A 13,920-nucleotide genomic window follows, 5' to 3' on the forward strand; every position below is an offset into this window, starting at 1 on the left:
TAAGTATAAAGCATCTATTGGGTAAAAGATAATCTTTAACCAATTCAACTTCGTTAAACTATTCATTCGCTAAAATGCTAACCTAACCTGCGATCAAAATCTGCGTTCAAAAGACCATTTAGAGCCAGTTCATCGGCAATTTTTATTAAATACGATCAAAAAAGAGGAGCCATAGCTCCTCTTTCAATATGCTTTTCCCAAAAGGGGCATCGCTTAGCGACGCAGACCTAAACGTTCGATCAGAGTCTGATAACGAGCAGCGTCTTTACCTTTGAGGTAGTCAAGCAAGTTACGGCGCTGGCTAACCATGCGCAGCAAACCGCGACGGCTGTGGTGATCGTGGATGTGAGTTTTGAAATGATCCTGCAGATGGTCAATCTGAGCAGACAACAGAGCGACCTGAACTTCTGAAGAACCTGTATCACCTTCACCACGGCCAAATTCAGCAACGATTTTTGCTTTTTCTTCTGTACTTAGTGACATGGAATTACTCCTAACTAATATGAAACGAAGTTAGCGCCAATCACTAATTCAGCGCTAACAAGGCGCGTTATTCTATTCAGAATAACAGGCTTATTCAAGGGGTTTCTTCTGGATTATTTGATTCTTGGATCAAACGCTTCGGAGCGACCATGCCAGCGTCGTTCACTTCTCCAATTCCCACGAAACGGCGTTGTTCACCGATATACAAGCGCAGTGGTTTTCCTTGTGGAGCCTGCGCGACAAAAACAGCTTGTCCATGGAGCAGATAATCGCCCATTGTTTCATCAATGACAACTTCCTCTAAACAGGCCACCGCACTATCCATCGGCAATAGTAACGGATCTAAGACCGCCGCCGGAACTAAGTCATCCTGCTGAGCTTGCGCTAGTAAACCTTCAAGAGCTTCGATACTAATCACCTGATCGGCCGGATAATCGGCGACATGAGATCGATGCAAAGCCTGAACATGCGCACCACATCCTAAAACTTCACCTAAATCATCCACAATCGTCCGGATATAAGTCCCTTTACTGCAGCAAATATCCAGACGTAACAGATCATCCTCAAAACTAATCAGTTCAATCGAATAGACTTTGATTTTCCGGGATTCGCGGGGGACCTGGATCCCTTCCCGAGCATACCAATACAATGGCCTACCCTGATATTTCAAGGCCGAGTACATCGATGGGACCTGATCGATTTCACCTAGAAACTGAGGTAAGGTCGCCTCAATTTCAGCCAGAGAGACGGTTACCGGACGCGACTCAACCACGTCACCATCCGCATCGGAAGTATTGGTCCGCTCCCCTAATTTAGCCGTCACCTGATAGCGTTTATCGGAATCCAGCAGGTACTGGGAAAATTTGGTCGCCTCTCCCAAACAGATTGGAAGCATGCCAGTTGCCAGCGGATCCAATGCCCCGGTATGTCCGGCTTTTTGCGCAAAATAAATCCGTTTAACCTGCTGCAATGCGGCATTTGATGTCATCCCAGTTGTTTTTTCAAGCAACAGGATCCCATCGACTTTACGACCGCGGGCTCGTCGCGCCATTAACTATCCTCATCCTTGTGATCATGTTCCTGCTGTTTTCTCAGGTCCTCTTTGACCGCTTTGGACGCCAAATTCGATAAGCGGATCCCTTCAGCCAAAGAACGGTCATATGCAAATCGTAATTCAGGTACTGCACGCAGGCGCATAGCCTTACTTAACAATGACCGGATATAAGGTTTGGATTCTTCCAACGCTTCCAATCCCTGCTTAATTCCCTCATCACTGTCATCTAAAAAAGTAACAAAAATTTTGGCATAAGCCAGATCTCGGGTGACGTCAACCGATGATACGGTCACTAATCCCAACCGTGGATCTTTGATTTCGCGCTGTATGATCACAGCGACTTCTTTCTGAATTTGCTGCGCCACGCGTTGCGGGCGACTAAATTCTCTTGCCATAACATGACCTCAGACATAAATGGGGGCACAAGGCCCCCATTTGCTCTCATCAGAGAGATAATTATAAACTACGCTGCACTTCGACTGTTTCGAATACTTCGATGTGATCGCCCACACGCACGTCATTGTAGTTTTTAACCCCGATACCACATTCCATGCCGTTACGAACTTCACTCACATCGTCTTTATAACGGCGTAGTGATTCCAGTTCACCTTCATAAATCACCACGTTTTCACGCAGGACACGAATTGGATTATTACGTTTCACAATCCCTTCAGTCACCATACAACCGGCAATTGCACCAATTTTAGGTGATTTAAAGACATCACGCACTTCAGCCAGACCGATAATTTCCTGACGGAATTCAGGAGATAACAAGCCTGTCATGGCTCGTTTCACTTCATCGATCAAATCGTAAATGACACTGTAGTAGTGTAAATCAACATGTTCGGATTCAATCACTTTACGGGCGGCCGCATCAGCACGCACGTTAAAGCCAAAGACCAAACCATTAGAGGCTGCTGCCAGTGTTGCGTCCGTTTCGGTGATCCCACCGACACCACGACCAATAATATTAACTTTCACTTCATCGGTAGACAGTTTAGTCAATGCATCGGCAATCGCTTCCAGTGACCCTTGAACATCGGCTTTCAAGACAATGTTCAGCTCTTTCACTTCACCTTCAGCCATATTGGCAAACATATTTTCCAATTTAGCTTTCTGCTGACGAGCCAGTTTCACTTCACGGAATTTCCCCTGACGATACAGTGCAACTTCACGTGCTTTTTTCTCATCACGAACAACCGTGGCTTCATCACCCGCCGATGGCACACCGGACAAACCTAAAATTTCAACAGGAATTGAAGGACCGGCAGCATCTAAGTCTTGACCATGTTCATCTTTCATCGCCCGAATACGACCATATTCCAAGCCACAAAGAATCACATCACCTTTATGCAGTTCACCTTGCTGTACCAAAATCGAAGCCACTGGGCCACGTCCTTTATCCAAGCGAGACTCAATGACCACCCCGGAAGCTGGACCTTTGGCGACCGCAGTCAACTCAAGGATATCGGCTTGCAACAGAATCGATTCCAACAGACTGTCGATCCCTTCCCCACTTTTAGCGGAAACATGCACAAACTGTGTATCGCCACCCCAATCTTCAGGGATTACATCGTGCTGAGCCAATTCATTTTTAACCCGATCCGGATCCGCTTCTGGTTTATCAATTTTGTTAACAGCAACCACCATCGGCACACCCGCAGCCCGAGAATGCTGAATTGCTTCAACAGTTTGCGGCATCACGCCATCATCGGCGGCAACCACCAGCACTACGATATCCGTCGCCTGAGCACCACGCGCACGCATTGCGGTAAATGCAGCATGTCCCGGAGTATCCAAGAAGGTAACCATGTGTCCACCTTCGGTTTGAACTCGATAAGCCCCGATATGCTGAGTGATCCCACCCGCTTCACCTGCGGCCACTTTGGCCCGGCGAATATAGTCCAGCAACGATGTTTTACCGTGGTCAACGTGACCCATAATGGTCACGACCGGTGCCCGTTCAGTTTGTTCAGCGCCTTCAGAAGACACTTCCTGCAGGACCTGCTCTTCCAACGCATTTTCTTTGACCAGAACGACTTTATGACCCATTTCTTCAGCCACTAATTGCGCCGTTTCTTGATCAATCACCTGATTGATGGTCGCCATTGCGCCCATCTGCATCATCGCTTTAATCACTTCAGTTGCTTTAACCGCCATTTTGTTAGCCAATTCAGCAACCGTGATGGTTTCACCAATTCGAACATCCCGTTCTACAGGCTGAGCCGGTTTGTTAAAGCCATGCTGCATCGTCGTTGGCGTAACAACTTTATTGCGACCTTTGCGAGCTTTACGATTCCGACTACCACGAGCAGGATTCGCATTCGCTGAAGTATCTTCATCATCTCTAGCCGTCGACGGTTTTTTCTTTTTACGGCGTGGTCGTTTTTCTTCTTTACGAGCTTCTTCGTCCTCGGCTTCCCGGGCATAAGTCGAAGTGGTGAAATGATAATCATCCTTCTCTTCGGCTTCTTTACGTTTCTTCTCTTCTTCTTCCCAACGTTTTGCATTTTCTTCTGCTAAACGTTTCGCTTCTTCAGCTTTACGCCGTGCTTCTTCTTCTGCTTTCGCAAGAGCGGCTTGTTCCTGCTCGGCTTGAAGCCGTTGCTGCTCTTCACGTTTCGCTTGTTCTGCTGCTACCACTTTCGGATCAGCCTCCGCCTTAGCCTTCTCGGCTTTTGCCTGTGCTTCCTTACGCGCCCGTTCCGCTTTAACTTCAGCTTCGGCTTTTGCCTTAGCCTCTGCGACAGCTTTCGCTTCCGCTTCTTTGCGCGCCCGCTCAATCGCTTCTTGTTCCGCTTTAGCTTCGGCTTCCAAACGTGCTTTTTCCTGAGCTTCTTGCTCAGCCTCTAAGCGAGCTTGCTCTTCTGCTTCGGCTTTGGCTTTTTCATCAACCACACTACGTTTCACATAAGTGCGTTTTTTACGTACTTCAACTTGAACATGGCGCGATTTACCGCCTGTTCCCTGCACACTCAGGGTACTTTTAGTTTTACGCTTCAAAGTCATTCGACTCGGCAAACTTTCTTCCCCATGTTGCTGTTTTAAGTATTCCAGTAACTTCGATTTTTCATCTTCAGCTACGATATCATCAGCGGCATTCTTAGTCACACCGGCATCCGCAAATTGCTGAATCAACCGGTCAACCGTCGTACCCACGTCGTCTGCGAGTTGTTTTACTGAAACTGCTGTCATATGGCGTAATTCCTCCGTCGACGTTATTATTCTTCATCGCCGAACCAACAAATCTGTCGGGCGGCCATGATCAATTCACCAGCTTTCTCTTCACTTAAATTTTCAATTCCAGCCAGGTCATCAATCCCCTGCTCTGCTAAATCTTCCAGTGTTGAAACATGCCGTAAGGCTAGCTCATAAGCCAAATGACGATCCATGCCTTCCAGAGCCAGTAGATCTTCGCTTGGTTTATTGTCACCTAAAGATTCTTCTTTTGCCAATGCTTCAGTAACCAATGCAGCCTTGGCACGTTCGCGTAATTCGTTGACGATATCTTCATCCATACCTTCAACAGCCAACAGTTCATTCACCGGAACATAGGCTACTTCTTCAAGCGAACTAAATCCTTCTTCAACCAGCACTGCGGCGAAATCTTCATCCAAACCCAATCGGCTCTGGAACAGATCCATCGCTTTTTGAGTTTCAGCCTGATGCTTGTTCTGTAGATCATCCACAGTCATCACGTTCAATTCCCAACCGGTCAGCTGAGAAGCCAGACGAACGTTTTGTCCATTCCGACCAATGGCCTGAGCCAAACTGTCTGGTTCCACGGCTACATCCATCGAATGATGATCTTCATCGACAACAATCGATGCAACTTCAGCCGGAGCCATCGCATTAATCACAAACTGCGCTGGATTATCATCCCACAGGACGATATCGACTCGTTCATTATTCAACTCACCGGAAACAGCTTGCACGCGAGCACCACGCATTCCCACACAAGCCCCAACCGGATCAATACGTTTGTCATTAGATTTCACAGCGATCTTAGCCCGAGCACCCGGATCACGAGCAGCCCCTTTAAGCTCAATCATCTCTTCTGCGATTTCAGGCACTTCAATGCGAAATAACTCAGTCAGCATTTCAGGGCGTGTTCGACTTAAAAACAGCTGAGCCCCACGCGCTTCAGGTTTAACGGCATACAGAAGCGCCCGGATCCGATCGCCAGGACGAAAAGCTTCACGCGGCAATAGGTCTTCACGATGTAACACACCTTCGGCATTATTTCCGAGATCGACCACAACATTATCACGGCTTACTTTTTTTACGACCCCAGTATGCAATTCATTGACCTGATCGATAAACTGTTCAACGACCTGTGCCCGTTCAGCTTCGCGGACTTTCTGCACGATAACCTGTTTCGCAGTCTGAGTTGTGATTCGGTCAAACGTCACCGAATCAATCTGTTCTTCGACATACTCACCGAGCTCTTTTTCAGGTTCGTCAATACGAGCGGCTTCTAAGGTAATTTCACGGTAAGGTGCTTCAATGGCTTCTTCATTTTCAACGACACACCAACGACGGAACGTATCAAAATCACCACTCTTGCGGTCAATAGCGACACGAACGTCAATATCACCTTCATATTTCTTTTTTGTAGCAGTTGCGAGAGCAATTTCTAATGCTTCAAAAATTTTTTCCCGAGGGACGGCTTTTTCGTTGGAAACTGCATCAACAACCAATAAGACTTCTTTATTCATTCCCGAGCCTCTTTAGTCAAACTGAGGGATTAAATGCGCTTTTTGTACATTACTCAGCGCAATACGTTGTTGTTCACTATCAACATCAAGGGTGATCATCTCACCTTCCACCGAAAGGAGTGTCCCTTGCCATTTTCGCCGGTTAGCGACCGGCATTCGTAACTGAACAAAAATAATTTCACCTATTACACGCTGGTAATGCTCTGCCTTGAACAACGGACGATCCATCCCAGGTGAAGAAACTTCTAAATTATATTCGGTATTAATGGGATCCTCGACATCTAGGATCGCGCTAACCTGATAACTGACGGCTGCACAGTCATCCACTGTAATTCCCTGCTCGTGGTCGATATATAATCGCAGTACAGAATGTTTTCCCGCACTGACAAATTCAACCCCTAGCAATTCAAACCCGAGTGCATCGACTGCTGGTTCGAGCATTTCAGTCAGGCGTTGCTCAATCGTTGCCAAATTCCCCTCCAGAAAAGAAAAAAGGGCCTAAAAGCCCAGAGAGTAAGACACAAAGTGCGTCAAAAAGATAACAAAAAGCCCCGAATTCGGGGCTTAGAGTAAAATAACGAACTCTTCATGCCTTCCCGAGCAGTTACCTCGAGATTGGTTGCGGGGGCCGGATTTGAACCAACGACCTTCGGGTTATGAGCCCGACGAGCTACCAGACTGCTCCACCCCGCGTCTGAAAACTGGCAAAATTATAACACTTTGCCAACTTTATTCAAAGAGTTGTTTAATTGGTGCCGAGAGCGGGACTTGAACCCGCACGCCTAAATAGGCACTACCCCCTCAAGATAGCGTGTCTACCAATTCCACCACCTCGGCTTTCTAATTACTCTGGCACTTGATCGACAGGGCTCTTATCTGCTGATTGAGTATCAGCGGCCGGTGTCGCCGGTGCTTTGGTTGAAGCAGCTGGAGCTTGCTGTTTTACAGCGCTCTGAGACTGCCCCAAATCTTCCCATTTACTCGATGATGATTGAGCCTGTGAAGACAAATGGCCTAATGCCAGACTAATTATAAAAAACAATACTGCAAACACGGCGGTACTTCGTGTTAAAAAGTTCCCAGAACCTGACGAACCAAATACCGTATTTGATGCTCCGGAACCAAATGAGGCTCCCATATCAGCGCCTTTCCCTTGCTGAATTAACACTAAAATAATTAGTGCTATTGCCACAAGTAGATAAACGCCTAATAAAATGTTGTACATAATCAATACCTTTTTATTACGGACTTCATCCACTCGCCCGTCGGCAACCAACTCAAAGGGAGGATGATAACCGAAGCGGGCTGAATCTTAGCGAACCTATTCCCCGTTGACAAGAGGGGAATGCACAAATTTTCTAATATATTGTGTGTTTGCTGAAAATATATCCAGCTAACCACATTTATCGGCAACTACATCGGCTACTTGTTGGGCAATTCGTTCTACTTGAGGACGATTTTCACCCTCGACCATCACCCGCAGCACCGGTTCCGTTCCAGATTTACGCAACAATACCCGTCCGGTTTCTCCCAATTCCACTTCCGCTCGTTTCGCAGCTTGCAGAACGGCTTCACTTTCCAGTGGATTATGCTCACCTTTAAACCGAACATTAATCAACACCTGAGGAAACAGCTCCAAAGTTCCTAACTGTTCACGCAGTGAATGTCCATCATGCTGCATCGCAGCCAATACTTGCAGTGCCGATACAATGCCATCTCCGGTGGTCGTATGATTCAGACAGATAATGTGCCCAGAATTTTCCCCCCCGAGCCGCCACTGATGTTGCTGCATTTGTTCCAGCACATAGCGATCGCCGACGCTCGCCCGAACAAAAGGAATATTTAGACTCAACAGCTGCTGTTCCATCGCCAGATTTGTCATCAGCGTTCCAACGACCCCGCCTTCAAGTATTCCCTGACGCTGGTAGAATTCAGCAATGATATACAATAGTTCATCGCCATCTACCTGGACGCCCTGATGATCCACCATCATCACCCGATCCCCATCACCATCAAAAGCAATTCCTAAATCGGCCTGATGAGCCAGAACCTGTGCCGAAAGCGCGTGAGTATTGGTCGCACCACACTGTTTATTAATATTCAGTCCATCGGGCTCCGTGGCATACGCAATCACTTCTGCCCCCAGTTCCCGGAACACATTCGGAGCGATGTGATACGTCGCGCCATTGGCACAATCAACCACGATTTTCATACCAGACAAACTGGCGCCGGAAGGAAACGTCCCTTTACAATATTCAATGTAACGACCGGCGGCATCGACGATACGGGACGCTTTACCAAGTTGAGCCGATTCCACACACCCAATAGGCTGCTCCAATTGTCGTTCAATCGCCAGTTCAACATCATCCGGTAACTTCGTACCTTTAGCCGAAAAGAACTTGATACCATTATCATAATAAGGGTTGTGCGAAGCACTGATTACAATTCCCGCATCAGCCCGAAAAGTTCGGGTTAAATACGCCACGGCGGGTGTCGGCATCGGCCCCATAAAACTGGCATTAATTCCCGCTGCTGCGAGTCCGGCTTCTAGTGCAGATTCCAACATATACCCGGAAATTCGGGTGTCTTTACCAATTAAAACTTTGCCGGATCCTTTTTGGCTACTCAGCACCTGTCCCGCAGCCCATCCCAGTTTAAGTGCAAAATCAGGCGTAATTGGATATTCGCCCACTTTTCCCCGAACCCCATCGGTTCCAAAATATTTTCTGGTCATTATCTAATCTGTTACCATTGTTTTATAGGTGACTCGCACCGCATCAACCGTTTCTCGGACATCATGAACCCGGATAATCGCCGCACCTTTCATCGTTGCAATACAAGCACCGGCTAAACTACCTGCCAAGCGCTCTGACGTCGGCCTATTTAGCAAATTACCAAGCATTGATTTTCGGGATAACCCAATCAGCAGTGGCGAATTCAGCTGATGCAAATCTTCCATATGATTAAGCAATTGATAATTATGATCAAGAGACTTACCAAACCCAAAGCCGGGATCCAGAAAAATTTTATGTTCTGCAATACCTGCCGCCATCGCCACTTGTTTACGCTCTTTCAGATATCGAACCACTTCATCGGTAATATTGGTATACTGGGGGGCCTGCTGCATCGTTTCCGGCTGCCCTTGCATATGCATCAAACAAACATCAGCCCCACTTTTTACCGCAGCTTCCAGCGCTCCCGGTTCATTCAGTGCATTGATATCGTTAATTAAATCAGCGCCAGCCGCTACCGCTTCGGTCATCACCTGATGATGACGAGTATCAATCGAAATCAAACAGCCTAATTCAGCTTTGATCGCCCGAATCGGCGCAAGGGTCCGTTGTAACTCTTCTTCGATACTGACTTCAACCGCTCCGGGTCGAGTTGACTCACCACCAATATCGATAATTTCTGCACCGTCATCCAGCATTTGTTTCGCATGTGCGATAGCTTTATCTTCAGCGTAATATCGTCCACCATCAGAAAATGAATCCGGCGTACAATTTAAAATTCCCATGACAACGGGATGGTCAAAAGATTGACCCGCTATTGTAAATTTCATATCAATCATCTTCTTATACAAAAAAGCCCTGCGGATCCCACAGGGCTTTACGATTTTAATTTCTATTCATACTACTGGGCAGGATGCTCATCGGGTTTATCCGATGGCGCAGTTGGTTTTTCATCATCTAACCGAGTATCTGATGTTGTATCATCAGCTTTAGCGGCCGGTGGCTGCTGGTCACCATGACTACTGCTATGATCATCCCAATCTGCCGGTGGACGTGGTTCTTTACGTTCCATCAAATCATCAATCTGTTTCGCATCAATGGTTTCATATTTCATCAATGCATCTTTCATCGAATGTAAAATATCCAGATTTTCTTCCAACAGCTGTTTCGAACGATTGTAATTACGATCAATCACTAAACGAATTTCTTCGTCAATCGCTCGTGCAGTTTCATCCGACATATGTTTCGTTTTCGCAGCACTACGCCCTAAGAAAACTTCACCTTCTTCATCAGCATACAACAATGGACCCATTTTTTCGGACAGCCCCCATTGCGTCACCATTTTACGAGCGATTTCAGTGGCCCGTTCAATATCATTACTCGCCCCGGTTGAAACCTTATCGGTTCCATAAATAATCTGCTCGGCTAACCGGCCACCGTAAAGGCTTGAGATCATACTTTCAAGATGACGTTTACTATGACTGACGCGATCCTGTTCCGGCAAATACATAGTCACACCCAGAGCTCGGCCCCGAGGGATAATACTGACTTTATAAACCGGATCATGATCCGGAACCAAACGACCGATAATCGCATGACCCGCTTCGTGGAAAGCCGTCATCTCTTTTTCATCTTCAGTCATGACCATTGATTTACGCTCTGCGCCCATCATGATCTTATCTTTGGCTTTTTCAAACTCTTCCATCGCCACGACACGTTTATTACCACGAGCCGCAAACAATGCTGCTTCGTTAACCAGGTTCGCCAAATCCGCACCGGAGAAGCCTGGCGTTCCACGCGCAATAACGCTTGGATCGACACCATCGCCCAGAGGTACTTTACGCATGTGCACTTTTAAGATCTGCTCACGACCACGAACATCCGGCAAACCGACCACAACCTGACGGTCAAAACGTCCCGGACGCAGCAAGGCAGGGTCCAAAACATCCGGACGGTTGGTTGCGGCAATGACGATAATCCCTTCATTACCTTCAAAGCCGTCCATTTCCACCAACATCTGGTTCAATGTCTGTTCACGTTCATCATGGCCACCGCCTAAACCGGCACCACGCTGACGACCGACGGCATCAATTTCATCAATAAAAATGATACACGGTGCTGATTTTTTAGCTTGTTCAAACATATCACGAACACGGGAAGCCCCCACACCGACGAACATTTCAACGAAATCAGAGCCAGAAATGGTAAAGAATGGCACTTTCGCTTCACCGGCAATGGCTTTAGCCAGCAGTGTTTTACCAGTCCCAGGAGGCCCCACCATCAAGACACCGGTCGGAATACGCCCACCCAGTTTCTGGAATCGAGTGGGATCACGCAAATAATCAACCAGTTCGGCGACCTCTTCTTTGGCTTCATCACAACCAGCAACATCGGCAAACGTGGTTTTAATCTGATCTTCACTCATCAGGCGCGCTTTACTCTTACCGAACGACATCGCACCTTTACCGCCACCGCCCTGCATCTGGCGCATAAAGAAAATCCATACACCGATGAGCAGGATCATCGGGAACCAGGAGATGAAAATAGACGTTAACAGGCTCGGCTCTTTCGGAGCTTCACCAATTACAGTTACGTTGTGGTTGAGCAAGTCGTTCAAAATATCCCGATCAGCCATTGGCATGATCGTTGTGAAATGCTCACCGGTACGTTTCACGCCCTGAATCTTCTGACCATTTATCCGTACCTGGCGGATTTGGTCCTGAGATACATCCTTCACAAAAGCAGAGTAGTCCTCCTGCTGCGCGTTGGAGGTATCGGGGCTGAAACTTTGGAAGACCGACATTAGCACAACGGCAATGACCAGCCACAAAATCAGATTTTTCGCCATGTCACTCAAGACTAAGACCTCTGTAGGTGAGTAAAAAATTAAAACTACATCTATTAGTAATGTAGCCTACTATAGTTTGAATTTGCTAGCCACCGTTGCAACGCTGGATAACCGACATTCGTACAATTCATCACCAGTTTGAGCAATCGTACATCTATGTATGTCATTCAAAACTAAAATGTGGACAGACCTTTAAATGAACTATGAGACATTATTATAATGTAGCCTACTATAGTTTAAATCCACTCGCCACAATATAAACTTCTCGTGAGCGGGCCCGGGATGAATCAGGTTTGCGCACTTTGACACTGCTAAAAAGTTCTCGCACATTTTTAACATACTCATCAAACCCTTCGCCCTGAAATACCTTAACCACAAAACTACCCTTGGTGGCCAAAACATCACGGCACATATCCAATGCCAATTCCACCAGATACATGGCTCGGGATTGATCCACCCCTAAATTACCACTCATGTTAGGGGCCATATCCGACATGATTAAATCCACTTTCTGTTCACCGACGCGTGACAGAATCGCATTTAATACCGCTTCTTCCCGGAAATCGCCCTGTAAAAAATCAACACCGGCAATCGGATCCATCGGTAATAAATCACAGGCAATCACCCGACCATTATCCCCTAACTGAGACACCGCATACTGTGACCAACCTCCGGGCGCTGCACCTAAATCGACCACGGTCATTCCCGGACTAATTAATTTATCACGCTGTTGGATCTCTTCAATTTTAAAGACAGCTCGGGAGCGTAACCCCTGTTTTTTGGCTTGCTGAACATAGTGATCACTCTGATGTTCCTGAAGCCAACGTGTCGAACTTGCTGAATGTTTTTTCTTTGCCATATCCGCTATACTAAAGGTGAGTAAATATTAATCAGTAGCGACTAATAGGTTATATTTGCTCCAAGCGCAATGCCTCACTCCGGGATCTCTCATACTTTGCCAGAGTTTCCGGTTGGATGAATCTATAGATGGCGTTAAAATGCCAACTTTTCAACCCTTATACGTAAAAAGATGCAATTATCTAATAAACAGAAGCAATACCTCAAAGGTTTAGCACATCCTCTGAAACCCGTAGTCCTTTTAGGCAGTAATGGTCTGACTGAAGGCGTTCTGGCCGAAATCGATAATGCACTGGATCATCATGAGCTGATTAAAGTCAGAATTCCAACCGATGATCGAGAGCTCAAACAGCAAATCGCTGAAACAATCGTACTGAACACACAATCCGAACTGGTTCAGAAAATCGGTAACATTATCGTGCTCTACCGCCCTAACGAAGAACCAGCCATTACCTTACCCAAAGCGTGAGGAATAACTTCACGCCTTTGAGCCTACTCAGCCTCAGATGCCACAGTATCCACGTTGAGTAGCGCTGCCATTACATACCTTACTCTGTCTTACGACATTCATTGACCCCGTCGGACATGATAGGCCGCAGGTTCTATCGCATTCATCCGGCCGATGAATCAACCGAGATCGTGTGACTTACTGATAAAAAAAGCGCCTGATTCAGGCGCTAAAAAGGGCGAAACATAATATAAAAGCGGCCCAAGGCCGCTTTTATCATGCAATATATTCAACTTGCGTAATTTCGTACTCAACCACACCACCTGGAGTCTTCACTTCAACGACGTCATCGATCATTTTGCCAATCAATGCCCGTGCAATCGGTGAATTCACCGAAATCCGGTTTTCTTTGATATTCGCTTCATCATCGCCGACGATCCGATAAGACACTTCTTGTTCATTATCGACATTCAATAGCGAAACCGTTGAGCCAAAAATCACTTTCCCATTATTGGGGATTTTTGTGACATCAATCACCTGAACATTCGAGAGTTTACTTTCAATCTCTTGAATTCGGCCTTCGCAGAATCCCTGTTGTTCACGAGCAGCGTGATATTCTGCATTTTCTTTTAAGTCACCGTGTTCACGTGCTTCAGCAATCGCCGCGGTAATTTCCGGACGACGAACCGATTTTAAATAATCGAGTTCTTCTCGGAGTTTCTGTGCCCCTTGCACAGTCATTGGAATTTGATTCATGTTTTGCCCTTTCTGGTAAAAAC

General features: G+C 46.7%; 13 protein-coding genes and 2 tRNA genes. 1 reads left to right on the forward strand and 14 read right to left on the reverse strand.

Translation table 11 applies throughout. From position 1 onward, the window contains the following. Positions 1 to 213: 213 nt before the first annotated feature. The 13 genes from rpsO to rlmE form a co-directional block, all read right to left on the reverse strand. A complete protein-coding gene (gene rpsO, locus ABUE20_RS16140; RefSeq protein WP_408620979.1) occupies positions 214 to 483 on the reverse strand; it encodes a 30S ribosomal protein S15 in 270 nt (89 codons plus the stop codon). Between the two features lie 94 nt (positions 484 to 577). Continuing rightward, positions 578 to 1,534: a tRNA pseudouridine(55) synthase TruB gene (gene truB, locus ABUE20_RS16145; RefSeq protein ID WP_408620980.1), complete on the reverse strand. Its 957-nt coding sequence runs from the start codon at positions 1,532 to 1,534 to the stop codon at positions 578 to 580. Further along, positions 1,534 to 1,932 carry a 30S ribosome-binding factor RbfA gene (rbfA, locus tag ABUE20_RS16150; protein WP_408620981.1) on the reverse strand — a complete coding sequence of 133 codons (399 nt, stop codon included), beginning with the start codon at positions 1,930 to 1,932 and terminating at the stop codon, positions 1,534 to 1,536. The genes truB and rbfA overlap by 1 nt, the downstream gene beginning before the upstream one ends. Positions 1,933 to 1,993: 61 nt before the next feature. Beyond that, positions 1,994 to 4,732, reverse strand: a complete 2,739-nt coding sequence (gene infB, locus ABUE20_RS16155; protein WP_408620982.1) for a translation initiation factor IF-2 — start codon at positions 4,730 to 4,732, stop codon at positions 1,994 to 1,996. A gap of 26 nt (positions 4,733 to 4,758) precedes the next feature. Beyond that, positions 4,759 to 6,255, reverse strand: coding sequence for a transcription termination factor NusA (gene nusA / locus ABUE20_RS16160; RefSeq protein ID WP_408620983.1), 1,497 nt, complete (start codon positions 6,253 to 6,255; stop codon positions 4,759 to 4,761). 12 nt (positions 6,256 to 6,267) lie between these two features. Next, positions 6,268 to 6,726, reverse strand: a complete 459-nt coding sequence (gene rimP, locus ABUE20_RS16165) for a ribosome maturation factor RimP (protein WP_408620984.1) — start codon at positions 6,724 to 6,726, stop codon at positions 6,268 to 6,270. 145 nt (positions 6,727 to 6,871) lie between these two features. Continuing rightward, a tRNA-Met gene (locus tag ABUE20_RS16170) sits at positions 6,872 to 6,948 on the reverse strand. 57 nt (positions 6,949 to 7,005) lie between these two features. Continuing rightward, positions 7,006 to 7,092 (reverse strand) — tRNA-Leu (locus ABUE20_RS16175). Between the two features lie 7 nt (positions 7,093 to 7,099). After that, positions 7,100 to 7,480, reverse strand: coding sequence for a preprotein translocase subunit SecG (secG, locus tag ABUE20_RS16180; RefSeq protein ID WP_408620985.1), 381 nt, complete (start codon positions 7,478 to 7,480; stop codon positions 7,100 to 7,102). Between the two features lie 168 nt (positions 7,481 to 7,648). After that, positions 7,649 to 8,992 (reverse strand): phosphoglucosamine mutase, encoded by a 1,344-nt coding sequence (gene glmM / locus ABUE20_RS16185; protein WP_408621014.1) that lies wholly within the window; start codon positions 8,990 to 8,992, stop codon positions 7,649 to 7,651. Beyond that, positions 8,993 to 9,817, reverse strand: a complete 825-nt coding sequence (folP, locus tag ABUE20_RS16190) for a dihydropteroate synthase (RefSeq protein ID WP_408620986.1) — start codon at positions 9,815 to 9,817, stop codon at positions 8,993 to 8,995. 71 nt (positions 9,818 to 9,888) lie between these two features. Further along, positions 9,889 to 11,844, reverse strand: a complete 1,956-nt coding sequence (gene ftsH / locus ABUE20_RS16195) for an ATP-dependent zinc metalloprotease FtsH (protein WP_408620987.1) — start codon at positions 11,842 to 11,844, stop codon at positions 9,889 to 9,891. A 220-nt stretch (positions 11,845 to 12,064) separates the two neighbouring features. After that, the gene (gene rlmE / locus ABUE20_RS16200) at positions 12,065 to 12,694 is read right to left on the reverse strand and encodes a 23S rRNA (uridine(2552)-2'-O)-methyltransferase RlmE (protein ID WP_408620988.1); all 630 of its coding nucleotides are present in this window, start codon (positions 12,692 to 12,694) and stop codon (positions 12,065 to 12,067) included. A gap of 171 nt (positions 12,695 to 12,865) precedes the next feature. Between rlmE and yhbY the strand changes: the two genes are divergently transcribed. Further along, positions 12,866 to 13,162 carry a ribosome assembly RNA-binding protein YhbY gene (gene yhbY, locus ABUE20_RS16205; protein WP_408620989.1) on the forward strand — a complete coding sequence of 99 codons (297 nt, stop codon included), beginning with the start codon at positions 12,866 to 12,868 and terminating at the stop codon, positions 13,160 to 13,162. A gap of 255 nt (positions 13,163 to 13,417) precedes the next feature. Here yhbY and greA read toward each other — a convergent pair whose 3' ends face one another. Then, the gene (gene greA, locus ABUE20_RS16210; protein WP_408620990.1) at positions 13,418 to 13,897 is read right to left on the reverse strand and encodes a transcription elongation factor GreA; all 480 of its coding nucleotides are present in this window, start codon (positions 13,895 to 13,897) and stop codon (positions 13,418 to 13,420) included. Between the last annotated feature and the right edge of the window lie 23 nt (positions 13,898 to 13,920).

Origin of the sequence: Celerinatantimonas marina, assembly GCF_046054165.1 — a bacterium.
Lineage (GTDB): Bacteria > Pseudomonadota > Gammaproteobacteria > Enterobacterales > Celerinatantimonadaceae > Celerinatantimonas.

What these genes read in the sequence shown, in the direction of transcription:
- greA (WP_408620990.1), bottom strand. Translation starts at nt 13,897, where the DNA reads ATGAATCAAATTCCAATGACTGTGCAAGGGGCACAGAAACTCCGAGAA.
- nusA (WP_408620983.1), bottom strand. Translation starts at nt 6,255, where the DNA reads ATGAATAAAGAAGTCTTATTGGTTGTTGATGCAGTTTCCAACGAAAAA.
- folP (WP_408620986.1), bottom strand. Translation starts at nt 9,817, where the DNA reads ATGAAATTTACAATAGCGGGTCAATCTTTTGACCATCCCGTTGTCATG.
- yhbY (WP_408620989.1), top strand. Translation starts at nt 12,866, where the DNA reads ATGCAATTATCTAATAAACAGAAGCAATACCTCAAAGGTTTAGCACAT.
- infB (WP_408620982.1), bottom strand. Translation starts at nt 4,732, where the DNA reads ATGACAGCAGTTTCAGTAAAACAACTCGCAGACGACGTGGGTACGACG.
- rbfA (WP_408620981.1), bottom strand. Translation starts at nt 1,932, where the DNA reads ATGGCAAGAGAATTTAGTCGCCCGCAACGCGTGGCGCAGCAAATTCAG.
- rpsO (WP_408620979.1), bottom strand. Translation starts at nt 483, where the DNA reads ATGTCACTAAGTACAGAAGAAAAAGCAAAAATCGTTGCTGAATTTGGC.
- secG (WP_408620985.1), bottom strand. Translation starts at nt 7,480, where the DNA reads ATGTACAACATTTTATTAGGCGTTTATCTACTTGTGGCAATAGCACTA.
- truB (WP_408620980.1), bottom strand. Translation starts at nt 1,534, where the DNA reads ATGGCGCGACGAGCCCGCGGTCGTAAAGTCGATGGGATCCTGTTGCTT.
- rlmE (WP_408620988.1), bottom strand. Translation starts at nt 12,694, where the DNA reads ATGGCAAAGAAAAAACATTCAGCAAGTTCGACACGTTGGCTTCAGGAA.